This window comes from Aliiroseovarius salicola, assembly GCF_027891095.1.
Taxonomy (GTDB): domain Bacteria; phylum Pseudomonadota; class Alphaproteobacteria; order Rhodobacterales; family Rhodobacteraceae; genus Aliiroseovarius; species Aliiroseovarius salicola.
The window spans coordinates 282,200-304,248 of the sequence record NZ_JAQIIO010000003.1 but is presented as its reverse complement, the minus strand read 5'-3'; the positions used below and the strand labels follow the sequence as shown (position 1 = coordinate 304,248).

At 56.4% G+C, this 22,049-nt stretch carries 20 protein-coding genes; 7 read left to right on the top strand and 13 right to left on the bottom strand.

Annotation, left to right across the window (positions count from 1 at the left end; translation table 11 throughout):
* Nucleotides 1-333: 333 nt before the first annotated feature.
* Nucleotides 334-2,421 (bottom strand): ComEC/Rec2 family competence protein, encoded by a 2,088-nt coding sequence (locus O2N63_RS07660; protein WP_271053660.1) that lies wholly within the window; start codon nucleotides 2,419-2,421, stop codon nucleotides 334-336.
* An 89-nt stretch (nucleotides 2,422-2,510) separates the two neighbouring features.
* Here O2N63_RS07660 and gltX point away from each other — a divergent pair, with 89 nt between their 5' ends.
* From gltX to O2N63_RS07645, 3 genes are all read left to right on the top strand, one after another.
* Entirely contained in the window at nucleotides 2,511-3,914 is a 1,404-nt protein-coding gene (gene gltX, locus O2N63_RS07655; RefSeq protein ID WP_271053659.1) for a glutamate--tRNA ligase, read from the top strand.
* Between the two features lie 56 nt (nucleotides 3,915-3,970).
* On the top strand, nucleotides 3,971-5,266 hold the full coding sequence (gene gltA / locus O2N63_RS07650; protein ID WP_271053658.1) for a citrate synthase: 1,296 nt from the start codon (nucleotides 3,971-3,973) through the stop codon (nucleotides 5,264-5,266).
* Between the two features lie 128 nt (nucleotides 5,267-5,394).
* On the top strand, nucleotides 5,395-6,027 hold the full coding sequence (locus tag O2N63_RS07645) for a LysE family translocator (RefSeq protein WP_271053657.1): 633 nt from the start codon (nucleotides 5,395-5,397) through the stop codon (nucleotides 6,025-6,027).
* A 15-nt stretch (nucleotides 6,028-6,042) separates the two neighbouring features.
* Here O2N63_RS07645 and O2N63_RS07640 read toward each other — a convergent pair whose 3' ends face one another.
* The 12 genes from O2N63_RS07640 to O2N63_RS07585 all read right to left on the bottom strand — a co-directional run bounded on the left by O2N63_RS07640 (nucleotide 6,043) and on the right by O2N63_RS07585 (nucleotide 17,487).
* Nucleotides 6,043-6,819, bottom strand: a complete 777-nt coding sequence (locus O2N63_RS07640) for an enoyl-CoA hydratase-related protein (RefSeq protein ID WP_271053656.1) — start codon at nucleotides 6,817-6,819, stop codon at nucleotides 6,043-6,045.
* 166 nt (nucleotides 6,820-6,985) lie between these two features.
* Complete coding sequence (locus tag O2N63_RS07635; protein ID WP_271053655.1) at nucleotides 6,986-7,444, bottom strand: cytochrome c-type biogenesis protein; 459 nt, start codon at nucleotides 7,442-7,444, stop codon at nucleotides 6,986-6,988.
* Complete coding sequence (locus O2N63_RS07630; protein WP_271053654.1) at nucleotides 7,441-9,411, bottom strand: heme lyase CcmF/NrfE family subunit; 1,971 nt, start codon at nucleotides 9,409-9,411, stop codon at nucleotides 7,441-7,443. Before O2N63_RS07630 ends, O2N63_RS07635 begins: the two co-directional genes overlap by 4 nt.
* Nucleotides 9,412-9,529: 118 nt before the next feature.
* On the bottom strand, nucleotides 9,530-9,952 hold the full coding sequence (locus O2N63_RS07625) for a hypothetical protein (protein WP_271053653.1): 423 nt from the start codon (nucleotides 9,950-9,952) through the stop codon (nucleotides 9,530-9,532).
* Nucleotides 9,949-10,074 (bottom strand): hypothetical protein, encoded by a 126-nt coding sequence (locus O2N63_RS07620; RefSeq protein ID WP_271053652.1) that lies wholly within the window; start codon nucleotides 10,072-10,074, stop codon nucleotides 9,949-9,951. The genes O2N63_RS07625 and O2N63_RS07620 overlap by 4 nt, the downstream gene beginning before the upstream one ends.
* The gene (locus tag O2N63_RS07615; RefSeq protein WP_271053651.1) at nucleotides 10,071-10,265 is read right to left on the bottom strand and encodes a hypothetical protein; all 195 of its coding nucleotides are present in this window, start codon (nucleotides 10,263-10,265) and stop codon (nucleotides 10,071-10,073) included. Before O2N63_RS07615 ends, O2N63_RS07620 begins: the two co-directional genes overlap by 4 nt.
* Nucleotides 10,255-10,842, bottom strand: coding sequence for a holin family protein (locus O2N63_RS07610; RefSeq protein ID WP_271053650.1), 588 nt, complete (start codon nucleotides 10,840-10,842; stop codon nucleotides 10,255-10,257). The genes O2N63_RS07615 and O2N63_RS07610 overlap by 11 nt, the downstream gene beginning before the upstream one ends.
* Nucleotides 10,833-11,444 carry a holin-associated N-acetylmuramidase gene (locus O2N63_RS07605; protein WP_271053649.1) on the bottom strand — a complete coding sequence of 204 codons (612 nt, stop codon included), beginning with the start codon at nucleotides 11,442-11,444 and terminating at the stop codon, nucleotides 10,833-10,835. Before O2N63_RS07605 ends, O2N63_RS07610 begins: the two co-directional genes overlap by 10 nt.
* A gap of 65 nt (nucleotides 11,445-11,509) precedes the next feature.
* Nucleotides 11,510-11,953, bottom strand: a complete 444-nt coding sequence (ccmE, locus tag O2N63_RS07600) for a cytochrome c maturation protein CcmE (protein WP_271053831.1) — start codon at nucleotides 11,951-11,953, stop codon at nucleotides 11,510-11,512.
* A 63-nt stretch (nucleotides 11,954-12,016) separates the two neighbouring features.
* Nucleotides 12,017-13,045: an N-acetyl-gamma-glutamyl-phosphate reductase gene (gene argC, locus O2N63_RS07595; protein ID WP_271053648.1), complete on the bottom strand. Its 1,029-nt coding sequence runs from the start codon at nucleotides 13,043-13,045 to the stop codon at nucleotides 12,017-12,019.
* Nucleotides 13,046-13,099: 54 nt separating this feature from the next.
* Nucleotides 13,100-13,912 carry a glutamate racemase gene (murI, locus tag O2N63_RS07590; protein ID WP_271053647.1) on the bottom strand — a complete coding sequence of 271 codons (813 nt, stop codon included), beginning with the start codon at nucleotides 13,910-13,912 and terminating at the stop codon, nucleotides 13,100-13,102.
* Nucleotides 13,913-14,070: 158 nt separating this feature from the next.
* Nucleotides 14,071-17,487, bottom strand: a complete 3,417-nt coding sequence (locus O2N63_RS07585; protein WP_271053646.1) for an indolepyruvate ferredoxin oxidoreductase family protein — start codon at nucleotides 17,485-17,487, stop codon at nucleotides 14,071-14,073.
* Between the two features lie 193 nt (nucleotides 17,488-17,680).
* Here O2N63_RS07585 and O2N63_RS07580 point away from each other — a divergent pair, with 193 nt between their 5' ends.
* From O2N63_RS07580 to O2N63_RS07565, 4 genes are all read left to right on the top strand, one after another.
* A complete protein-coding gene (locus O2N63_RS07580) occupies nucleotides 17,681-18,574 on the top strand; it encodes a LysR family transcriptional regulator (RefSeq protein ID WP_271053830.1) in 894 nt (297 codons plus the stop codon).
* A gap of 351 nt (nucleotides 18,575-18,925) precedes the next feature.
* A complete protein-coding gene (gene purL / locus O2N63_RS07575) occupies nucleotides 18,926-21,085 on the top strand; it encodes a phosphoribosylformylglycinamidine synthase subunit PurL (protein WP_271053829.1) in 2,160 nt (719 codons plus the stop codon).
* Nucleotides 21,085-21,609: a hypothetical protein gene (locus O2N63_RS07570; protein WP_271053645.1), complete on the top strand. Its 525-nt coding sequence runs from the start codon at nucleotides 21,085-21,087 to the stop codon at nucleotides 21,607-21,609. The genes purL and O2N63_RS07570 overlap by 1 nt, the downstream gene beginning before the upstream one ends.
* 182 nt (nucleotides 21,610-21,791) lie before the next feature.
* The gene (locus O2N63_RS07565) at nucleotides 21,792-22,028 is read left to right on the top strand and encodes a BolA family protein (RefSeq protein ID WP_271053644.1); all 237 of its coding nucleotides are present in this window, start codon (nucleotides 21,792-21,794) and stop codon (nucleotides 22,026-22,028) included.
* Nucleotides 22,029-22,049 lie beyond the last annotated feature (21 nt).

Below are 22,049 nucleotides of genomic sequence, written 5' to 3'. Positions count from 1 at the left end.
CCGCTTAGATGCACTTTGAAATCCGAAAAAAGAGCCCCAAGAAGCACCACTTTCGGGGCTCTTTTTCTAGTTTTCTAGTTTTCTAGTTTTCTAGTTTTCTAGTTTTCTAGTTTTCTAGTTTTCTAGTTTTCTAGTGAAACTGTCGTTCAGAGCGGCGTGGTCAACACCCTGTTGTTCAGTTTTCCAACACACACAACGCATGTTTCAAAAAAGATGCGGATCGCAGCACTGGATCCTCAACAAAGAGAGACAGGGGCTCGTGGGTTGTCGGCCATCTCCACTGGATCTGATGGCTGGTTAGGCACTTTGTAGAAATGGCGCAATGGCCCTTATTCAACGCCAGGGCTGTTGGTCCTTCTGCCAGCGGGTCCACAAACGATCACCTTGCCGTGCGCGGGCCGTCTCGATGCGCCAGCCGTTTAGCTCCGGCCAAAGCGCAATGGCGCCGGTGTGTCGCAAATATTCCGCGTCTATAACCCAACATTCACCCGTGCTCTGATCCGCGTATCGGTTCATAACCACCAAACTAGCCATTCCGCAGACTTCATTCAGTTGAGTTGAACCAAGTTTTCCGCTCAGATGCACCAGTGATGCAGCTCCGATTTGAGATCTGGAAACCCCATTGTCCCCCCTGAACGCACCAAGTGCATATGCCTCTGACTGCGGAAGAGGTGCTCCGTCATTCTCCAACCAAACCGAAGCGGCAAACCCATCCCCCTTTAGCTTCGACAAAGCACGCCCATTCTCTTTCAACACGCCCACCAACCCGCCGGTTTGACTGATCAGCACGGGGGGGCGATCGACGTTTGTCCATAGAACTCCGCCAATCACAACAAGTGCCGCCCCGACGATCTTCTCTCGCCCGCTCAATAGCACAATCAACGCGCCGCCTACGGCAACAGCGGGTAACGCCGTTGGTGGTGGCTGCGCCACGTATCCAATTGCGCCTTCCATAGAAGACACATGGTAAGCGACACCGATAATCCAATCGATCGGCAAGGCCATCAGCTTTATGGCCAGCCATCCCAGCCCAAACGGGCCGAGCAGAGCGGCAAGAACCGCAGCAGGCATGATCAGCATCCCCATCAGCGGAACAGACAGCAGATTGGCAATAAGACCAAAATGGCTGACCTGATTGAAATGCGCGGCAGCAACCGGGGCCGTGGCCGCTGCGGCAACGGCCGATGACAGGACAACAGCCATGATTGGTTGAACCCAACGCGGTCCAAACCTTCCGCGGAACTGTCCTATCCAGCCGAATACTGAGACCAGCGCCGTTGTCGCTGCGAATGACATTTGAAACCCGGGTTCGGTCAGTGCTTCCGGGTGCAAAACCAATACAATGACCGCCGCCATTGCCACCGCCCTCAAGCTCAGCGCACGCCTGTCAAAAAGGACGCCTATCAACATGGTCGCAACCATGATGTAGGCCCGTTCAGTGGCGACATTGCCCCCAGACAAAAGCAGGTAGAATGCTCCGGCAAGCATTGCCAAAACAGCGGCAATTTTTTTGGTAGGACGATGCAGCGCAACCGAAGGACTGAGCGCCATGAGATACCGGGCCGCTTGATAGACAAACCCGGTAAGAAGACCCATATGCAGACCGGATATCGCCAGAAGATGGGCAAGGTTCGATCCCCGCAATGCATCCAGCGTAGCACGGCTCATGGATGATCTGTCTCCGGTGGTGATAGCGGCTGCAAACGCTCCGGTTTCCCCGGGCAGGATCTCGCGCACCCAAGCAGAAAGAGCCATGCGCAGGCGGGTGATTTGCACCCCCACCCCATGCCCATCGGGTCTTGCCATGAGCACCACCGGATTGCGGCTATACCCCACGGCCCCGATTCCCCGAAACCAGGCCATGCGTTGAAAATCAAATCCCCCGGGTTCAACAGGCCCATTGGGGCCGGATAGATGCGCAGTGATGGCAACCCTCTGCCCTATAGCAGGCGCATAGGGTTCTTTTCCATAAAGTGAAATTCGGACCTTTTTCGGAACGCGATCCAGCGCTGTATCTGTCAATCGCACCTGATCCAGCGTAAGCCGCATCGCGTCTTTTTGTGACCGATCAACAGCGATGATCCGCCCTTCCACCGGTCCGTAGTAACGGAAATCCAGCACAGGAGCCGCCACGTAATGCGCCCGCGCAGCTGCGAGGAGTAAACCAGCAGCCACAAGAACCACCCCCCAGACCAGTGGACCAACACCCCAGGGCCAACGGACTGAAACCAGTCCAAGAAGCGCAACAAGCAGGCCCAGCCCTGCATATGCATAGCGCCCCAGTTCGACAGGCAATTGGAAATAGACACCGATTCCGATTGCCAGAAAGACCGGCACCCAATGCAGAAACCGGCCCCGTTCCCGTTCAATCCGGGTAAGGCAGCCCTGAACAACACTTAAGGGACAGATCCGGGCCAGCACGCTTGTTCTTGGCCTCCCTTTTGCTTTAACACGCACTCAACGCATCTTCAGGCATACGCCTCGCATGGTTTCCAAAAGGTTAACATCTCATGAACTCTGATCAGGTCGTCACACGTTTCGCCCCCTCTCCCACAGGGTATCTGCATATCGGCGGCGCACGCACCGCGCTGTTCAACTGGCTTTACGCCCGCGGTCGTGGCGGCAAGTTTCTTCTGCGCATCGAAGACACCGACCGCGCCCGTTCAACCCCTGAGGCGACCGAAGCGATCCTGAAAGGCATGGACTGGCTCGGGCTGGATCATGACGGCGAGGTAATCTCGCAGTTTGAACGTGCCGACCGCCACGCGGAAGTGGCGCATGAAATGCTGGCTAACGGTCACGCGTATAAGTGCTATGCCACTCAGGATGAGATCCAAGCTTTCCGCGAGCAAGCCAAAGCCGAAGGCAAATCGACGCTGTACCAATCTCCGTGGCGAGATGCCGATCCGTCGTCCCACCCGGATGCGCCCTACGTTGTGCGCCTGAAAGCCCCGCGCGAAGGGATCACGGTGATCGAGGATGCCGTTCAGGGAACCGTAAAGATTCGCAATGATCAGTTGGACGACATGATTTGTTTACGTTCTGATGGCACCCCCACTTACATGCTTGCGGTTGTGGTGGATGATCATGATATGGGCGTGACCCATGCCATTCGGGGGGATGACCACCTGAACAATGCGGCACGCCAGACGCTTGTTTATCAAGCGATGGGGTGGGTCGTACCGGTCTGGGCGCATATCCCGCTGATCCACGGTCCAGACGGCAAAAAACTGTCGAAACGCCATGGTGCACTTGGCGTCGAAGAGTATCAGGCCATGGGCTATCCAGCACAGGCGATGCGAAATTACCTGGCCCGTCTGGGATGGAGCCATGGTGATGATGAATTCTTTTCTGACGCGCAGGCATTGGAATGGTTCGACCTGAAGGGAATCGGTAAATCCCCTGCCCGGTTCGACTTCAAAAAACTCGATAACCTCTCTGGGCAGCACATGGCAGCGATGGAAGACAAAGCTGTTTTGACCGCCTATGAAGAATTCCGTAGCGTCACGGGTGAAAACGTGCTGCAACCGCAGCAACGCGATCTTTTGTCGCGCGCATTATACGTGCTGAAATCCAGCGCAAAAACTTTCCCACAACTTACTGAAAAAGCTCACTTTGTTTTGGCTTCCCGCCCCTTAGAGCGGGATGAGAAAGCGGACAAAGCCCTTGATGATGTATCCCGTAGTATACTGAAAGAATTGACGCCGCAGCTGCAAAATGGTAGCTGGGATCGCAACACGCTTGAGGGGGTCCTAAACGGTCTTGCAGAGGCCCATGGATTGAAGTTCGGCAAACTGGCCGCACCCCTGCGCGCAGCCCTAGCGGGCCGTGCCGTCACCCCAAGCGTTTTCGACATGATGCTGGTCCTCGGGCGAGAGGAGACGATTGCCCGATTGGAAGAGGCCAGCCTCTGAGCACCAATACGACACCACCCGCCAATAGGGACGGGTCATGCACGAAGGGAACAAGAATGGCTGAACAAACCGGAACCGCAAAACTCACATTTGGGGACAAGGAACTGGAATTGCCGATGTACTCCCCAACGGCAGGCCCGGATGTGATCGACATCCGCAAGCTTTACGCTCAGGGTGACGTGTTTACCTATGACCCCGGTTTCACCTCGACGGCGAGTTGCGATTCGACCATCACCTTTATCGATGGCGACAAAGGCGAGCTTCTGTATCGCGGCTATCCGATTGATCAACTGGCCGAGAAATCGCATTTCCTCGAAGTTTGCTATCTGCTGCTTTACGGTGAACTGCCGTCGGCTGCCGAGTTGGAAGATTTCGAAAGCCGCGTGACCAACCACACGATGGTTCACGAGCAGATGTCGAAATTCTTCTCGGGCTTCCGTCGTGACGCGCACCCGATGGCGATCATCACCGGTGTCATGGGCGCAATGTCGGCCTTCTATCACGACTCGACCGATGTGAATGACCCCTGGCAGCGTGAAGTGGCCGCGATCCGTATGATTGCAAAGGTCCCGACCATCTCGGCCATGGCCTATAAATACTCGATCGGCCAGCCTTTCGTGTATCCGAAGAACGATCTGGACTATGCATCGAACTTCCTGCGCATGTGCTTTGCCGTGCCTGCCGAAGACTATGTGGTGAACCCGATCCTGAGCCGCGCGATGGACCGGATCTTTACACTGCACGCCGATCACGAACAGAACGCGTCAACCTCGACCGTGCGTCTGGCGGGTTCTTCGGGTGCCAACCCGTTCGCCTGTATTGCGGCTGGTATTGCCTGTCTCTGGGGGCCGGCACATGGTGGCGCCAACCAGGCTTGCCTCGAAATGCTGCGAGAAATCGGTTCGGTTGAGAACATTCCAGAATACGTGGCCCGCGCCAAAGACAAGGACGATCCCTTCCGCCTGATGGGCTTTGGTCACCGCGTTTACAAGAACTTCGACCCGCGTGCGAAGGTGATGAAGGAAAGCGCCGACGAGGTGCTAGGCCTTTTGGGGATCGAAAACAACGAGACCCTGAAAGTGGCCAAGGAGCTTGAGCGCATCGCGCTGGAAGATCCGTATTTCGTCGAGAAGAAACTCTATCCGAACGTTGATTTCTATTCGGGCATCATCCTCGAGGCGATGGGCTTCCCGACCTCGATGTTCACCCCGATCTTTGCGCTGTCGCGCACCGTCGGCTGGATTTCGCAGTGGAAAGAAATGCTGGGCGATCCGGGTCAAAAAATCGGCCGTCCGCGTCAGCTGTATCTTGGCGACACCGCCCGCGATTACACGGATGTTGAAAGCCGCTAAGCGGCACTTGATCGACACAGGAAACCGCTCGGAGGCATCCGGGCGGTTTTTTTTGTTCGTCTTACTCACCCAATTGACAGAATCGTTCCTGTGAGGCTGGCTCTATTATAGGAATAAGATAGGTGAATATGTCATTTGAACTCTGGTTGGCCTTTGTCGCCGCATCCTTCGCTCTTTTAATGATTCCGGGCCCTACGGTTTTGTTGGTGTTAAGCTATTCCATGAGCCAAGGGCGTCGTGTGGCCCTGTCCACTGCCGCCGGTGTCGCCCTAGGCGACCTGATTGCCATGAGCGCCTCTTTGGCAGGTCTCGGCGCGCTGGTTCTTGCCTCAGCCTCACTTTTCTCCGTCCTGAAATGGGTTGGGGCCGCTTATCTGATCTATCTGGGTGTAAAGCTGATAAAGGCAGCTCCGGATGCTCGACTGGGAACCTTGGAAGAAGTGGTCAACACCAGCGCCTCTCGCGTATTCACACACGCCGCTGCCGTGACGGCGCTAAATCCAAAATCGATTGTATTCTTTATCGCCTTTGTACCACAATTTGTTCGCCCGGAAGCTCCGCTTCTGCCGCAGTTTTTGGTGTTGATCACCACCTTTGTTGGCTTGGCTGCCCTGAATGCGCTGGCATATGCCCTACTGGGAGACACGCTGCGCAGCAAAATTGGCAATCCAAAGGTGATGAGATGGCTTACGCAGCTGGGTGGTGGTGCACTTGTGGCAATGGGTGTGGCCACCGCTACGCTTAAACGTGCTTCAGCCTAGCCATTTGATGACCTCTCAGCGCCCCTCGTATTGTGGTTTGCGCTTTTCAAGAAACGCCAACACACCTTCTTTGAAATCACGAGACCGGCCACATTCGCCCTGCAGATGCGCCTCAAGCGCCAGCTGTTCTTCAAGAGAGTTCGTCAGAGACGCTCGCATCGCTTTCTTGATGTTGGCAAAACTCATGGTCGGGCCTTTGGCGAGGTACTCGCCGCGCGCCTTCCAGGCCGCCTCAAATTCATCGTTCGCCACGCATTCCCAGATCAGCCCCAATTCGGCCGCCTCTTTTGCAGGAAGTTTCTCGGCGAAGAGCGCCGCCCCCATCGCCTTGGCAAACCCCATGGTGCGCGGCATCCAGTAGGTGCCGCCCGCGTCCGGGATCAGACCGATACGCGAGAAGGCCTGCATGAAATAGGCGCTTTCTTTCGCGATCACCACGTCTGCCGCCAGTGCGATATTGGCCCCTGCCCCGGCAGCGGCGCCGTTCACCGCGCAAATCACTGGGATCGGTGCGTCATAGATCGCCCGCAGAAGCGGTTCGTACTCATCTTTTAGGGTGCGTTCCAGATCCACTTCATCGGCATTGGCTCGATCTCCAAGATCCTGACCAGAGCAGAACGCCCGCCCTTCTCCGACGATCACCAAAGCCCGCGCCGTGTTCCCTGCGGTGGTCACTGCATGGGCAATCTCGGCACGCATCTGAGTATTTAGCGCATTCATCTTGTCCGGACGGTTCAAGGTCAGAACGGCCAAACCGTCGGTGATCTCATAGGTGATGGTTTCGTAAATCATCTGATCCTCTCAAATATCCTGCGCTATCCCGGCCCTTATAACCGACCATGCGGACGGGAAAAAGAAAAACGTGCCGTCACAGCGGCATTCTCTTTGCACCCACACGCCAAGCGGTCGCATGGCCTGAGTGACCATGCAACCCTCCCGTTACGGAACCAAGTGGAGGCTAGTCTTTCAAAAGCTCCTTTAGACGCTTTTCTTCGCCCGATGACAAACCATCGGATTTTTCGAACGACTGTGAGCGTCTGCGCAGATAAATCACACCTGTGATTGCGGCAATCAGGAACAACACCGGGCCTGCCAGCCAGAGCACGATATTTGCACCCGTGGCGGTCGGTTTCATCAGCACATATTCACCATAACGTTCGACGATGAAATCAATGACTTGCTGATTGCTATCCCCTTCCACCAGCCGTTCTCGCACCAGCAGGCGCAGGTCCTTGGCAATCTCGGCGTTGCTTTCATCGATGTTTTCACCACGGCACACCACACAGCGCAGATCGGAAGAGATTACACGGGCGCGTTCTTCCAACACCGGATCGGCCAGCACTTCGTCCGGATTAACGGCGAAGCCGGGGGTGGCAAGGCAGACCAGAACGGCCAGCGAGGCAATCAGGCGTTTCATTCGGCAGGCACTCCTTGTGCACGGGTCTTGGCGGCACCTGCAGCGACGCGGAAGCGACGATCCGACAGGCTGACGAGACCACCCAACGACATCAGGGTACAACCGATCCAGATCCAGTTCACGAAGGGTTTGATGAATGTGCGCACAGCCCAGCCACCATTATCCTGCGGATCCCCAATCACAACGTAAATGTCGCGCCAGAACCCGTTGGAAATCGCGGCTTCGGTCGTCGGCATCGCCTGCACCGGATAGACGCGCTTTTCAGGGTGCAGCATGGCCACGGTTTCGCCCCCTTGCTCCACACGCATCGTGGCAAAGGTCGAGATATAGTTCGGTCCCGGCTGCTGGTTCACACTTTCCAGCGTAACGGTGTAGCCAGCCACTTCGAACGGATCGCCAATCATCGTGGTGCGGATATCTTCATGTTGCCAGGCCTCCAGCCCGGAAATCCCCATGAATGTCACACCAAGCCCCACATGGGCGAAGAACTTACCCCAATCGGCCCTCGGCAGACGGGTAAGACGTGACAGGCGACCTGCAATCGCGCCACGACCAGTGCGGCCTGCAAGGTCCACCAACGTTCCAGACACAAGCCAAGCGCCCAGAAACATGCCAATCGGACCCAGTGCAGAGCGACCGGTTTGCATGGCCCAAACGAGCGCGAGCACAGCGATTGAAAACGCCATGGCCGGGATCAGTTGTTTGACCGTACGCCCCAGTTTGGCCCGTTTCCACGGCAGCATGGCGCCAATCGGAAGGATCAATGCCAGCACCACCATGAAGGGGGTGAAAGCAGCGTTGAAGAAAGGCGCCCCTACCGAAACCTTACGGTCAAAGATCTCGCCAATCAGCGGCCAGATTGTACCGATAAAGACGACGATGGATCCTACGGCGAGGAGCACATTGTTGAACACCAGCGCACTTTCGCGGCTGACAATTGAAAAGACCCCTTTGGCCTCCATCGCACTGGCCCGCGCGGCGTAAAGCATAAGCGCCCCACCGGTGAAGATCGCCAGAATGAGCAGGATGAACACACCACGCTCTGGGTCCGACGCAAAGGCGTGCACCGAAGTGATCACGCCCGAGCGCACAAGGAAGGTGCCAATAAGCGAGAACCCAAAGGCAAGGATCGCCAGAAGGATCGTCCAGCTTTTCAGGCTTTCGCGCTTTTCCACCACAATGGCAGAGTGCAACAGAGCAGCAGCAAAGAGCCAAGGCATAAAGGACGCGTTTTCCACCGGGTCCCAGAACCAAAAACCACCCCAGCCAAGCTCATAATAGGCCCACCAGGACCCAAGCGCGATGCCGATGGTCAGGAAGACCCAAGCGGCCAGCGTCCAAGGGCGTACCCAGCGGCCCCAAGCGGCGTCGATCCGGCCTTCGATCAAAGCGGCCACCGCAAATGAAAAGGTCATCGAAAGCCCTACATAGCCTAGATAGAGGAAGGGCGGATGTAAGGCGAGACCGATATCCTGCAACAGCGGGTTCAGGTCGCGCCCATCAAAGGGCGGGCTTTCAAACCGCAGGAACGGGTTCGAGGTCAGCAGGATGAAAAGAAGGAAAGCAAAGGCAATCGAGCTTTGAATGGCCAGCACCCGTGCTTTAAGCCGCAGTGGCAAGTTACCCCCGAACCAGGCGGCCATTGCACCAAACAGCGACACGCTCATCACCCAAAGCAGCATTGACCCTTCGTGGTTCCCCCAAACGCCCGAGATCTTGTAGATCATCGGTTTGGCGGTGTGCGAATTGAAGTAGACCAGCTGCACCGAGAAATCCGATGTCACGAAGGCGTAGGTCAGTGCAGCAAAGGCAGCCCCGACCAACGCGATTTGAAGGGTGGCAGCCGGAACCGCCATCTCCATCCAGCTGCGCCAGCCCTTATGTGCCCCAATCAGTGGCACGACCATCTGGATGGCGGCCACGCAAAGCGCCAAGATCAGCGCGAAATGTCCAAGCTCTGTAATCATGGGGCGAATTCTAGTCCTTCTCGCGGGGGTCGACCAGCCCCTGTTAAGGATATTGCCCTGTGGCAGCTGGTCACGTCGTATACCCGGTGTCCGCGCCGTTAGAACCCAAGAAAAGTGTTCAGGTTATGATGTATATCAAGCCCGACAAACAAACTGCACCGAAGACGGGCCATAAAAACATGGCTCCATGCAGGCCGAAGGATCGGTTGATCACGGAAAAGTGTAGCAGTGCACCAACAAGATAGAGCGCGAGAAACACAAAATGCGCCGGGCTTTCACTTGCCCAAGCCGGTTCACCAAGCACTGAAAAGATCCACCACCAACCCAGAACAAGGCTCGCCCCCGACCAGCTGTAAGCCATGCCCAAGGCCAGGGGAGTCGCGCGCACCACATAAAGCCAGAGGAAAGTGAGCGAAATCATCAATCCCATCAGCGTGATTGCCCCATATCCGATCTGATAGATCGCCTCATATCCCGCCCAACGGTAGCCCAGTTGCAGCACCAGAGCGATCAGCATCATCAACGAAAAGGCCTGTTTCATTTCTGCAAAACCTCTCGCACCACCACATCCAACTCCGCAGCGGCATGTTTGTTTTTTTCAATGGAATGGCGCAATTTCGCGCCAAAAATCAGCTCTTTCAAAAGGGAGATCAAACGCCTCATCTTTCGCGTCCTCCCCCGGCTGGCAGGCGTTCGCGGATAATTGTGGTGATTTCGATCAGGATCGACGAGTTCTTGTCCAGCACCGCCCGCGTCGCCTGGTCTTTCTGAAGATCCCGGTAAAGAAGGTAAAAAACCAAAAGCACCCACGGACCATGTTCAGAGACCAGTTTGAGAATCAAATCACCGCCCATGTTGTGCCGCCCAGTCCTCGAGCGCGGCATTACCAGAGACATCTACCTTTTCTTGGTCGGGGTGCAGCTTTTGTATATTTTCAGTTTCAGATGGGATGAACGCCTTCGGTAACGCACCGTTCTCAAGGGTGCCGATATTTGCCCCCACGTGTTGCGTGCGGGCCAATGTGGCGGCAATCTCCTGTTGGAACGCCTGTCCTTTGGCCTGATGACGTGCGCCGAAATAGAAACTCACAATTGCCCCCAGAAGCCACCAAAGCGGTTCCGGCACCAACGCAACCCCGCGCATACGCGCAGAAAACCAGATCGGATCAATCATGGCCGCGGAAAACAGCGCCAATGTGCCCAGCGCCAAAGCCGGGCGCGGCAGGCGGTTGAGCCCATCCATGAACCGGTCAAACCCACCTTTGCGCAGATGGGTAAATTCCGCTGCATAAGCTTCCAAAGTGGCGCGATGCAGATCCGCATCCCGTGCAGCCCCTGCTTCGTGGTTTTCGACAAACACTTCCGCAGTCTCGCGGATCACGTTCTTGCCGCTGCCGAACAGAATATTGAAAACTCCACTGATCAGCCCCATTTCGCGACCCTTTCCCGGTGTTGAGTGTTTGAAAAGTGATATTTTGGCGAGATGAATTCCTCAGCCCGTGTGATCCACCCCCCCTTGCCGCCATCCTTGCGACGCGCATATTTTCGTGATTTCGGTCGTTGATCCGCGAGACGGTAGTAATAGTTGCGCCGCTCGATCCCATAGGCGTCCGCCAGATGATCCGGTGCAGCTGCCATCGCCAAACGCGTGGCTCGCAACGACTGCGGACCAAGCACGCCGTCAACGGATACCGGATACCCCACCTTACCCAGAAGACGCTGCAAGATCCGTACGGCATTACCGCCAGCATTTACATACATGTCAAAGACGCTTGGCTGCAGCGGCAGCGGCAGCTCGGCAATGCGCGGAAGGCGGAAATAGTGACGCACGAAGATCTCGCGCGCCTGATCGCGCGTCAGAGCCTTTACATCGTGCAGGGTAATCCTGCCATCACCAGTGAGGTCGAGCCCCAACTTGCGCATGGTCTTGATCGTGACCCCATATTTGGTCGCCCCGCCGGGATCATCGGGGTCATTCACATAGCCGCCTTCGCGGGCAATGATCTCATTTGCAATCTCTTGAACGCTTTTCATCGGGCCTCGCCCCCGCTTGGTAAAACGGGGACAAGACTCGTTAAATCACGTTAATTTTGTTCAAATCAGGAGTTCGGCTCCACGTAGACGCCGGTTTCCTTGAGGCTGTCCATGACCTCTTTCGGCATGTAATTCTCATCGTGTTTGGCAAGAATTTCAGAGGCCTCAAACACGCCATCGACATAGGTTCCGGTGCCGATCATGCCTTGGTTTTCGGCGAACAGGTCCGGCAGGATACCAGTGTAGTTCACTGGCACAACCTCGGCGCCATCGGTCACGGAAAAACTTACCGTTTCACCCTGCCCTCGCACGATGGATCCTTCTGTCACCAATCCACCCATACGGAAAACTTCATTTGATGCGGGCGGTTCAGCAATCACTTCGGTTGGCGATCGATAATAGTTGATGCCATCCTGCAGGGCATAACCAATCAGCCCGGTGGCAATCGCCAGGGCCACAAATGCCAGAACGATAATCTGGATTCGGCGGGTTTTCTTCAGGTTCTTCATCCCAGCCATGGCGGGACTCCTCTTTCTGTTCGCGCTTGGGGCCTGTCAGTTTGGTGGGAGGTCTTACGGGAAGACCGGCACCAACATCAGCCCCGTTGTTTCTTCTTCGCCCAGCATCAGGTTCGCATTTTGCAGCGCCTGACCCGACGATCCCTTGCACAGGTTATCCAGTGCCGAAACCACCAGCGTGCGGCCGGGGACACGATCACCCACAACGCCAAGATGGCATTGATTCGACCCCATCACCTGCCCCATGCCGGGCAATTGGCCGAGGGGTAGCACGGTCACAAACGGTTCGTCTTGATATTGCTCAACAAGCGCTGCGTGTATTTCTTCCGGGTTCCCCTGCACATAGCAATCCGCCAGAATACCCCGGTTTACCGGCACCAGATGCGGGGTGAACATGATCCGTACATCGCGGCCTGCGAGCAGGGAAAACTCCTGATCGAACTCGCCCAGATGGCGGTGTTTGCCACCCTGCGCATAGCCCATCACATCCGTGGACCGCTCGGCAAACAGCATGTTTTCCTTGAGCGACCGCCCTGCCCCCGAGATCCCATTTTTCAGATCACAGATGATGGTATCGAGATCCACCAACCCTTTGGAAATCAGGGGGCGCAGTGCAAACTGCACGGTCGCGGCATTACAGCCGGTCCCGGCCACCAGCCGCGCGTTCTTGATCTCATCACGATAGAACTCGGTCAGCCCATAAACGGCGGTCTTTTGCAGCTCAGTCGCCACATGGGGCGCACCGTACCATTTCTCATACTCCGCAGGGTCGCGCAGCCGGAAATCGGCACCAAGGTCTACCACCTTCACGTTTTCTGGAAGGTCACGCACCAGCGCTTGAGAGAGTCCATGCGGCAAAGCGGCGAAAGCCAGATCCACTTGCGAAAAATCGATCTCGTTCATTTTCACCAGCTTCGGCAAGTCCAGATGGCGCAGATGCGGGTAAACGTCTTCCATCTCCATCCCAGCCTTGCGATCAGCAGACAGGGCAACGATCTCCATCGTTGGATGGGTGGCAATCAGCCGGACCAATTCGGCGCCGGTATAGCCGGACGCGCCAAGTATAGCGATTTTATGGGTCATTATGACCTCCATGCGAGTTGCGAATGATCTAATCGTTTTTGGGCTGAGCTTCAATCAGGCCGCTTCAAACGTGATCTTTCGTCGCAAAAACTGGGTTGCGCGCGAGGAAACCTGTGCCGGATTTCCAGTTGTAAGGAATTTGCTCTCGGCGCCTTCGCCCTTCATGTCTGGATGACGACCGAGATAATCGGCAAGGCTTTCCGCCACCAATCCCGCTTGGCTGAACACTTTCACATCGGGGCCAAGTGCCGCCTGAAATTCCGCCTCCATCAAGGGATAGTGGGTACAGCCGAGAATGGCAGCCTCGGGTTTCGGCATTTTCCGCTTCAATGCATCGACATGAGAATTCACCAAGGCTTCTGCGAGGATCATGTCACCCTCTTCAATGGCATCCACAACCCCGCCGCAGCTTTGCGCCTCGACATCCACTCCGATGGCGCGGAAGGCAAGTTCGCGCTGAAAGGCACGGCTTGCCACGGTTGCGGGAGTGGCAAAGAGTGCCACGTGTTTGGTCGCCACTTCACGCGGTGGGGTGTTGTCACCCCAGGCCCGCTCAGTCAGCGCTTCGATTAGCGGAACAAATACCCCAAGCACGCGCTTGTTCGGCGGGATCCAGCTTTCCTGCATCCGGCGCAGGGCGGCGGCTGAGGCGGTGTTGCAGGCGAGGATGATCAAATCGCAGCCTTCTTCCCACAGCCGCTCAACGGCTTTGGTGGTCAGGTTATAAACATCATCGGCATCGCGCACACCGTAGGGCGCATGGGCATTGTCGCCGTAATAGACAAAGTCGACATCCGGAAGGCGCTTGGTCACCGCATCCAGAACCGTCAATCCGCCCAGACCCGAATCGAAAATGCCCACTGCCATCTGACTTATCCTTGTGCTTGTCCTCAATCTCATTCCCAAGACCCATTCGGGCACTTGGGGGTTAGACAAGGCATAGGTCCGTTCGCGCAGGAAATCCATCACCGATTTGCCCTGAGCGGCAATATGTACAAAGGGAACCCTGCCCTGTCATGATCGCGTTATTCAGCTGCCTGGCTCACGCCATTTGCCCCCAATATCCGCATCATCAGATTGTCGCGTTTCTTGCGTGCTTTTTCGGCGTTCTCCGCTTTCACCGGACCAAAGCCCCTGATCTCAAGCGGCAATTCGGCCAAAGCCTTTGCCAGAGGCAGGTTGTCTTTGTTCACATTGGCAAAAACCTGGCTCATATCTTCTTCGTACTGAGCAATCAGCGCACGCTCCATCTGGCGTTCTTCTGACCATGAAAACACATCCCAAGCAGTGCCGCGCAGACCCTTCATCCGCGCCAGCATCGGGGCTAACTTTTCGAACCATGCCCCGAAAGCCCGCTTCAATGGACGACCATTGGAATATTTGCCTCCGATGAGTGGCGGGGCCATGTGATAGGTGAGCTTTAGATCCCCATCAAACTCGGCTTCCGCTTTTGCGCGCGTGTCGCAAAGAAGGCGGGCCACCTCATATTCATCCTTATAGGCCAGCAACTTATGGTACCCGAGCGCAACCGCCTCGCGCAGCTCTTCGGGCGCACGATCGACAAAGGCACGGTAACGCGCCGCATAGGCAGCATCCTGATATTGAGTAAGGTGATCGATCCGGAAATTGATCTTTTCCTCAAGAGATTTGGGCAGTTCAACCACGTCTTTGTTTACATAGCTGGCTGCCGCTTCCGGATGAAGATACGCCCAACGCCCGATATCGAACGCCCGCTTGTTGCGCTCAATTGCCTGACCGTTCAGTTCAATTGCCCGCATCAAAGCTTCGGAACTGAGTGGCACAATTCCCGCCTGCCAACTTGCCCCCAGCACCATCATGTTGGAGAAGATGCTGTCGCCCATCAAAATCCGCGCCAATTCGGTGGCGTCAAAGAGGCTGACCCGCTCACGCAGGCGCGCCTGAAGCGACAGGCGCAACTGGTCGCCGGGGATGGTGAAATCCTTGTCGCGCGTGAATTCGCCAGTCACGGTTTCATGGCTATCGACAATTGCTCCGGTACGTCCCGTCTTTGTCAGGCCCAATGTGGTCGAGGCCGCCGAGACGACCAGTTCACAGCCAATCAGCGCATCCAGCTCACCGGTGGCGACCCGGATCGCGGCGATGTCGTCGGGTTTTTCCGCAAGGCGAAGATGCACCGTGACCGCACCGCCCTTTTGGGCCAGCCCTGCCATTTCCATCATTCCCGCGCCTTTGCCGTCGATATGTGCGGCCTGTGCCAGGATCGCCCCGATGGTCACAACCCCAGTGCCCCCCACGCCGGTGATCACTGTGTTGAAGGTGCCATTGATTGCAGGCAGTTTGGGGGCAGGCATATCCGGTAGATCCAGCGCCGCCGTTGCCGCCTTTTTGATCTTCGCACCTTGGACGGTCACAAAACTGGGACAGAACCCATTCACACAGGAATAATCCTTGTTGCAGGACGACTGATCAATCGCACGCTTGCGGCCCAATTCAGTTTCAACCGGGACAATCGACACGCAGTTCGATTGCACGCCGCAATCACCACAGCCTTCACAAATATCGGTGTTGATAAAGACACGCTTGTCGGGATCCGGGAAAAGGCCACGCTTCCGGCGACGACGTTTTTCGGCGGCACAGGTCTGGATATAGAGGATGACTGATACGCCGCTGATTTCACGGCATTTCTTTTCAATCGCAAGGAACTCTTCGCGCGAGTGAAACGACAAGCCATTTGGGAATTGGCCTGCGTCCACGTCTTCTTTGTCATCATAGACGACAAAGATGTGTTTCACGCCCATGGCCTGCACCTCACGCGCGATGCGCATGGCATCCAGACCGCCTTCATTGGTCTGGCCACCCGTCATCGCAACCGCATCATTGAACAGGATCTTGTAGGTGATGGTGGTATTCGCCGCCAAAGCAGCCCGGATCGCCAGAATACCCGAGTGGTTATAGGTGCCATCCCCAAGGTTCTGGAACACATGCCCCGTTTTGGAAAACGGCGCCTCGCCAATCCAGTTTGCCCCTTCGCCGCCCATCTGCGTAAAGCCAACGGTGGAACGGTCCATCCATTGCACCATATAGTGACAGCCAATCCCGGCATAGGCGCGTGACCCCTCCGGCACGCGGGTCGACGTATTGTGCGGGCAGCCAGAGCAGAAGTAGGGAAGTCGCGCCGCCAGTTGCGGCGCATTGTCGGCCTGTCTCGCCTGATCAAGCTCGGCCAGTCCGGCCTTGACCGAATCCGTCCCGCGCCCTTCTTCAATGAGGATCTGCCCAAGCTTTTCCGCGATCATGATCGGATCAAGCGCATAGCGGGTCGGGAACAACTCAATCGGCTTTCCTCCCTCCGTCATTTCGCCCTTGTGCCAGCCATAAACCCGGCGACCACGACGGTCGTCGAAGATCGCCTCTTTGATTTGCACCTCGATCAGCTTGCGTTTTTCCTCAACCACAACAATGAGTTCGAGCCCCTCGGCCCATTCTTCAAAGCTTTGCATATCCAGCGGGAATGTCTGGCCGACCTTATAGGTGGTGATACCAAGGCGTTCGGCCTCGTCCCCGTCAATACCCAGAAGGTTGAGCGAATGAACAAGATCCAGCCAGTTCTTACCGGCCGCAACAAATCCAATCTTGGCACCCGGCTTGCCCCAAATGCGTTTGTCGATTTTGTTGGCACGAGCATAGGCTTCGGCGGCGAAACGTTTGTAATCGATCATTCGTGCTTCCTGCACGACGGGCGCATCGCCCAGGCGAATATTCAGCCCACCTTCGGGCATTTCGAATTCGGGCGTGACCAGTTGCATCCTGTCCGGGCGGCCATCCACGACAGACGTTGCTTCGACCGTGTCTTTCATCACTTTGAGACCGGCCCAAACGCCGGCAAATCGGCTAAGGCCATATCCGTAAATGCCAAAATCAAGGATTTCCTGAACACCAGCAGGTGACAGGACCGGAATATAGGCATCCACCATCGCCCAGTCGGATTGATGGAGCACAGTGGAACTTTCACCGGTATGGTCATCCCCCATCGCCATCAGCACGCCACCATGAGGAGAGCTGCCAGCCATATTGGCATGGCGCATCACATCACCGGTACGATCGACCCCCGGCCCTTTGCCATACCACAGACCAAAGACACCATCATGGGCACCCTCGCCCCTCAGTTCCGCCTGCTGGCTTCCCCAAAGCGCCGTGGCAGCAAGGTCTTCATTGAGACCTGGCTGAAACAGAACGTCATTTTCCTTAAGGAGTTTCTCAGATCTCGACATCCACAGATCGACGCCCCCGACCGGGGATCCACGATAGCCGGATACAAGCCCTGCCGTATCCAACCCCGACTGCCGATCACGTTCCTTTTGCATCAGCATCAAACGCACAAGAGCTTGTGTGCCATTCAGAAGCACATGCTCTTTGGACAGGTCGAACTTGTCGTTCAGTGTGATCTCGGGCTTGCCCATGGCGTCCTCCCCTGACGTAATGGTAGTGTTGCCTTTATATTAGGTCATAATTCCTGACCTTTCAATTGTTTTATTTCCGTCACGTCGCCACTTTTCCCAGAGGAATGATCGGATTAAACATTGGTTTTCTGGGCGAGACCCGCGATAACAAATGCAACCAAAAACTCGCCAACAACTTATGGATCCTTACCTGATGGATTGGGACAAGCTCAGAATATTTCACGCCGTGGCCGATGCCGGGTCGTTGACCCATGCCGGTGATGCGTTGCATTTGTCGCAATCCGCAGTCTCTCGCCAGATCCGTGCGCTCGAAGAAAGTCTGAACGCCACGCTTTTTCACCGCCATGCGCGTGGACTGATTCTCACCGAACAGGGTGAGCTTTTGTTTGAGGCCACGAATTCCATGACGCACCGGCTCGAAGCCGCCGTGGCGCGGATTCGTGACAGCAAGGAAGAGGTCTATGGCGAGCTGCGGGTGACGACCACCACCGCCTTCGGGTCGCTCTGGCTCGCGCCGCGCCTGCCAAAATTCTATGAAAAATACCCGGACCTGACCATCGACCTTATGCTCGAGGAACGTGTGCTTGACCTGCCCATGCGCGAAGCCGACGTGGCAATCCGAATGAAAGAACCCAGCCAGGCCGACCTGATCCGTAAGCGATTGATGGATGTGCATATGCGGCTTTACGCCTCTCCAGCTTATCTTGACAGCCACGGCACGCCTGAAAGCTATGAAGATCTGAGGCAGCACAAGATCATCTGCCAGAGCACCTCGGCACATCAAGTATCGGCGGGGGCGGCACTCGTGCGCGAACTGCTGTCTTATGGCGTCCAGTCCAGCCTGACCGTGAACAACTATTTTGGTGTGTTGCAAGCAGCCCTAAATGGATTGGGCATCGGTGTTCTTCCTGACTACATCATCGAGGACTTCCCGGAACTGCAACGCGTATTGCCGGAAGCAGAAAGCAAAGATATCCCGGTATACCTCGCCTATCCGGAAGAATTGCGCCAATCGCAGCGCATTGCCGCATTCCGTGACTTTGTGACGGAAGAGATCATTGCACAGCGGAAACGTGAAAAATCTTGACGTTACGGCAACTTAAGCAGAATCCTGACCATCTTTGCTGAAAGCTATGCATGTGACGCATAGCCGCAATGCAGCATTTGCGCTTGTATGCGCCGTTAACACCCCCTAAATCAGGTTCAAAGCCAAGCACGGGCGACGCCCTTTGGCTTTTACCTCCCTGTTGGACTTGGCCGGGCTATGCCCGGCCTTTTTTTTGCCCAGTCACATCCGGGCACCCCTTTTTCCTCTTCTTTACAAGAACCGCGACTGCAGGCTTCCCACTCGGCGTCTTTTCCCATAAGAGAGGCCGCAACTGCCATTGCGCCCGCAGCCGAACCTTTGCGGGACGCGCAAAAAGGGGACATGCGCCAGATGCAAGAGCCAGCGATCACCACCGATCTCATCGAAGCCCACGGGCTCAAACCGGATGAATATGAGCTCATTCTGGAGATCATCGGCCGCGAACCGACCTTCACCGAATTGGGTATTTTCTCGGCGATGTGGAACGAGCACTGCTCGTATAAATCCTCGAAGAAATGGCTGCGCACCCTGCCGACCGAAGGACCGCAGGTCATCTGTGGCCCCGGTGAGAACGCTGGCATCGTTGACATTGGCGACGGACAGGCCGTGGTGTTCAAGATGGAAAGCCACAACCACCCGTCCTACATCGAGCCCTATCAGGGCGCGGCCACTGGCGTGGGTGGCATCCTGCGCGACGTCTTTACCATGGGTGCCCGCCCGATTGCCGCCATGAACGCATTGTCGTTTGGCGAAATCGATCACCCCAAGACCAAGACGCTGGTCAACGGTGTGGTCGAAGGCATCGGCGGCTATGGCAACTGTTTTGGCGTCCCGAATGTGGGCGGCGAGGTGCGCTTCCACCCGGCTTATAATGGCAACTGCCTTGTGAACGCTTTCGCGGCGGGTCTCGCGGATGCAGATAAGATCTTCTACTCGGCAGCATCAGGCATTGGGATGCCGGTTGTGTATCTCGGTGCAAAAACCGGCCGTGACGGTGTGGGCGGGGCGACCATGGCATCCGCTGAATTTGACGACACGATCGAAGAGAAACGCCCCACGGTTCAGGTCGGTGACCCCTTCACCGAAAAACGCCTGATGGAAGCCACGCTGGAGCTGATGAAAACCGGCGCTGTGATCTCGATCCAGGACATGGGAGCCGCTGGCCTGACCTGTTCTGCCGTTGAAATGGGCGACAAAGGTGGTCTGGGCGTGAAGCTCAACCTCGAAGACGTGCCGCAGCGCGAAGAGAACATGACCGCGTATGAGATGATGCTCTCGGAAAGCCAGGAGCGTATGCTGATGGTTCTAAATCCGGAGCTGGAAGACGCAGCGCGCGCCGTGTTTGAAAAATGGGATCTGGACTTTGCCATCGTCGGTGAAACCCTGCCCGAAGACCGCTTCCTGATCGTGCACAATGGCGAAGTGAAGGCCGACCTACCGCTGTCGCCCCTGTCAGGCCGCGCCCCAGAATATGACCGCCCATGGGTGGAAACTCCAAAGCCAGACGACTTGGCAGATGTGCCGGAGATCGACGGGGTTGATGGGCTGAAGGCGCTCTTGAGCTCGCCCAACTACGCCGCCAAGAACTGGGTCTATGAACAATATGACCACATGGTGATGGCGGACACGGTGCGTGCACCGGGTCTGGGCGCAGGTATCGTGCGCGTGCACGGAACCAACAAGGCGCTGGCCTTCACCTCGGATGTGACACCGCGCTATGTGCGCGCCAACCCGCTGGAAGGTGGCCGCCAAGCCGTGGCCGAAGCCTATCGCAACCTGACCGCAGTGGGCGCCAAGCCGCTCGCCACCACCGATAACCTGAACTTCGGCAACCCGGAAAAACCCGAAATTATGGGGCAATTCGTCGGCGCCATCAAAGGCATCGGCGAAGCTGTGGCCGCACTGGACGTGCCGATCGTTTCTGGCAACGTCTCGCTTTACAACGAAACCGACGGTCAGGCGATCCTGCCGACGCCGACCATTGGCGCAGTTGGCCTGATTGATGATTTGGACAATCTGATCGGCGGCGACGCCCGTGAGGGTCATGTGGCAATGATGGTGGGGGATATGGTCGGCCATCTGGGCCAATCCGCCCTGCTCGCCGAAGTGTTCAACCGTGAAGACGGTGACGCCCCGCATGTGGACCTCGTTGCCGAAAAGAAGAACGGCGAATTCATCCGCAACAATCGTGACCTGATCAAGGCTTGCACCGATATCTCGGACGGTGGTCTGGCGATGGCCGCGTTTGAGATGGCCGAAGCCGGAGGCGTTGGCGTGCAACTGGATGCAAGCGACACCCCGACCCTTTTTGGTGAGGATCAGGGTCGCTATCTGGTCGCCCTGAACTTTGATCAGGCTGAAGGGCTGATGATCGCTGCGGGTCAGGCTGGTGTGACGCTGACATCGGTTGGTCGTTTCACTGGTGACACGGTCAAACTGGGCAGTTCTGAAGCATCGCTTGAGGAACTGACCGGGATCTACCGCACCGGCTTCGACAAGGCCCACCGCTAATGAAAACAGGGGCCACCCCGGCACTGACCGCCGACTGCAATGCCTGTATGGGCATTTGCTGTGTGGCCCCCAGTTTTGAAAAGAGCGCGGAGTTTGCCCTGACCAAACCCGCGCTCACCCCCTGCCCTCACCTGAACGACAAGGATCGTTGCAAGATATATCGCAATCTGGATTGGCACGGGTTTTCGGCCTGCGCGAAGTTTGATTGCAAGGGGGCGGGTCAATATTTGACCCAGGTCGTCTATCCGGGCAAAAGCTGGCGTGACAATCCGGAGCTGAAGGCCGCAATGGCTGAGAGCTATCGTCGCTTGCGCCGGGTCCATGACATGCTGGAAATTTTCACCCTCGCAGAAGCGCTCCCGCTTGACGAGGATCAAGAGACCGCCCGGCAGGCCGCCCTATCTTCGTTGACACCTGAAGATGGATGGAGTGAGGCAACACTGAAACAGTCCGAAGCAGATGGTCTTTTTGCAAGTCTGCAAGAGGTGCTGACCACGTTCCGTTCTGCCTATGCCCGGAGGTAGGGCAGACGACAAAACCAGAATCCTAGTTTTCTAGTTTTCTAGTTTTCTAGTTTTCTAGTTTTCTAGTGAGAAAAAAGCGCATCCACACCAGAGACGCAACGGCTTGCCACGCTTCTGGCTTGAAGCCCCCGCCTCTCGGACATAGATTTACACGAAACAAGCTTGAACAAGGATCCCGCCACATGGCCATGGAAGCGCAACAAATCAAAGACCTGATCCGCGCAGGTTTTCCTGATGCAACAATCACCATCACCGACCTTGCTGGCGACGGCAACCACTGGGCGGCGGAAGTGGTGGATGAAAGCTTCCGCGACATGAACCGGGTGCAACAGCAGCGCGCGGTGAATGCCACTGTGAAGGCGCAGATCGACAGCGGGGAACTGCACGCGCTGGCTCTGACCACCAAAGCCCCTGAATAACCCGACTTCGCGCCCTGATGG

Excerpts from the sequence above, each read along its gene's own strand:
- gltX (WP_271053659.1), top strand. The coding sequence starts at position 2,511 with ATGAACTCTGATCAGGTCGTCACACGTTTCGCCCCCTCTCCCACAGGG.
- gltA (WP_271053658.1), top strand. The coding sequence starts at position 3,971 with ATGGCTGAACAAACCGGAACCGCAAAACTCACATTTGGGGACAAGGAA.
- O2N63_RS07645 (WP_271053657.1), top strand. The coding sequence starts at position 5,395 with ATGTCATTTGAACTCTGGTTGGCCTTTGTCGCCGCATCCTTCGCTCTT.
- O2N63_RS07640 (WP_271053656.1), bottom strand. The coding sequence starts at position 6,819 with ATGATTTACGAAACCATCACCTATGAGATCACCGACGGTTTGGCCGTT.
- O2N63_RS07635 (WP_271053655.1), bottom strand. The coding sequence starts at position 7,444 with ATGAAACGCCTGATTGCCTCGCTGGCCGTTCTGGTCTGCCTTGCCACC.
- O2N63_RS07630 (WP_271053654.1), bottom strand. The coding sequence starts at position 9,411 with ATGATTACAGAGCTTGGACATTTCGCGCTGATCTTGGCGCTTTGCGTG.
- O2N63_RS07625 (WP_271053653.1), bottom strand. The coding sequence starts at position 9,952 with ATGAAACAGGCCTTTTCGTTGATGATGCTGATCGCTCTGGTGCTGCAA.
- O2N63_RS07620 (WP_271053652.1), bottom strand. The coding sequence starts at position 10,074 with ATGAGGCGTTTGATCTCCCTTTTGAAAGAGCTGATTTTTGGCGCGAAA.
- O2N63_RS07615 (WP_271053651.1), bottom strand. The coding sequence starts at position 10,265 with ATGGGCGGTGATTTGATTCTCAAACTGGTCTCTGAACATGGTCCGTGG.
- O2N63_RS07610 (WP_271053650.1), bottom strand. The coding sequence starts at position 10,842 with ATGGGGCTGATCAGTGGAGTTTTCAATATTCTGTTCGGCAGCGGCAAG.
- O2N63_RS07605 (WP_271053649.1), bottom strand. The coding sequence starts at position 11,444 with ATGAAAAGCGTTCAAGAGATTGCAAATGAGATCATTGCCCGCGAAGGC.
- ccmE (WP_271053831.1), bottom strand. The coding sequence starts at position 11,953 with ATGAAGAACCTGAAGAAAACCCGCCGAATCCAGATTATCGTTCTGGCA.
- argC (WP_271053648.1), bottom strand. The coding sequence starts at position 13,045 with ATGACCCATAAAATCGCTATACTTGGCGCGTCCGGCTATACCGGCGCC.
- murI (WP_271053647.1), bottom strand. The coding sequence starts at position 13,912 with ATGGCAGTGGGCATTTTCGATTCGGGTCTGGGCGGATTGACGGTTCTG.
- O2N63_RS07585 (WP_271053646.1), bottom strand. The coding sequence starts at position 17,487 with ATGGGCAAGCCCGAGATCACACTGAACGACAAGTTCGACCTGTCCAAA.
- O2N63_RS07580 (WP_271053830.1), top strand. The coding sequence starts at position 17,681 with ATGGATTGGGACAAGCTCAGAATATTTCACGCCGTGGCCGATGCCGGG.
- purL (WP_271053829.1), top strand. The coding sequence starts at position 18,926 with ATGCAAGAGCCAGCGATCACCACCGATCTCATCGAAGCCCACGGGCTC.
- O2N63_RS07570 (WP_271053645.1), top strand. The coding sequence starts at position 21,085 with ATGAAAACAGGGGCCACCCCGGCACTGACCGCCGACTGCAATGCCTGT.
- O2N63_RS07565 (WP_271053644.1), top strand. The coding sequence starts at position 21,792 with ATGGCCATGGAAGCGCAACAAATCAAAGACCTGATCCGCGCAGGTTTT.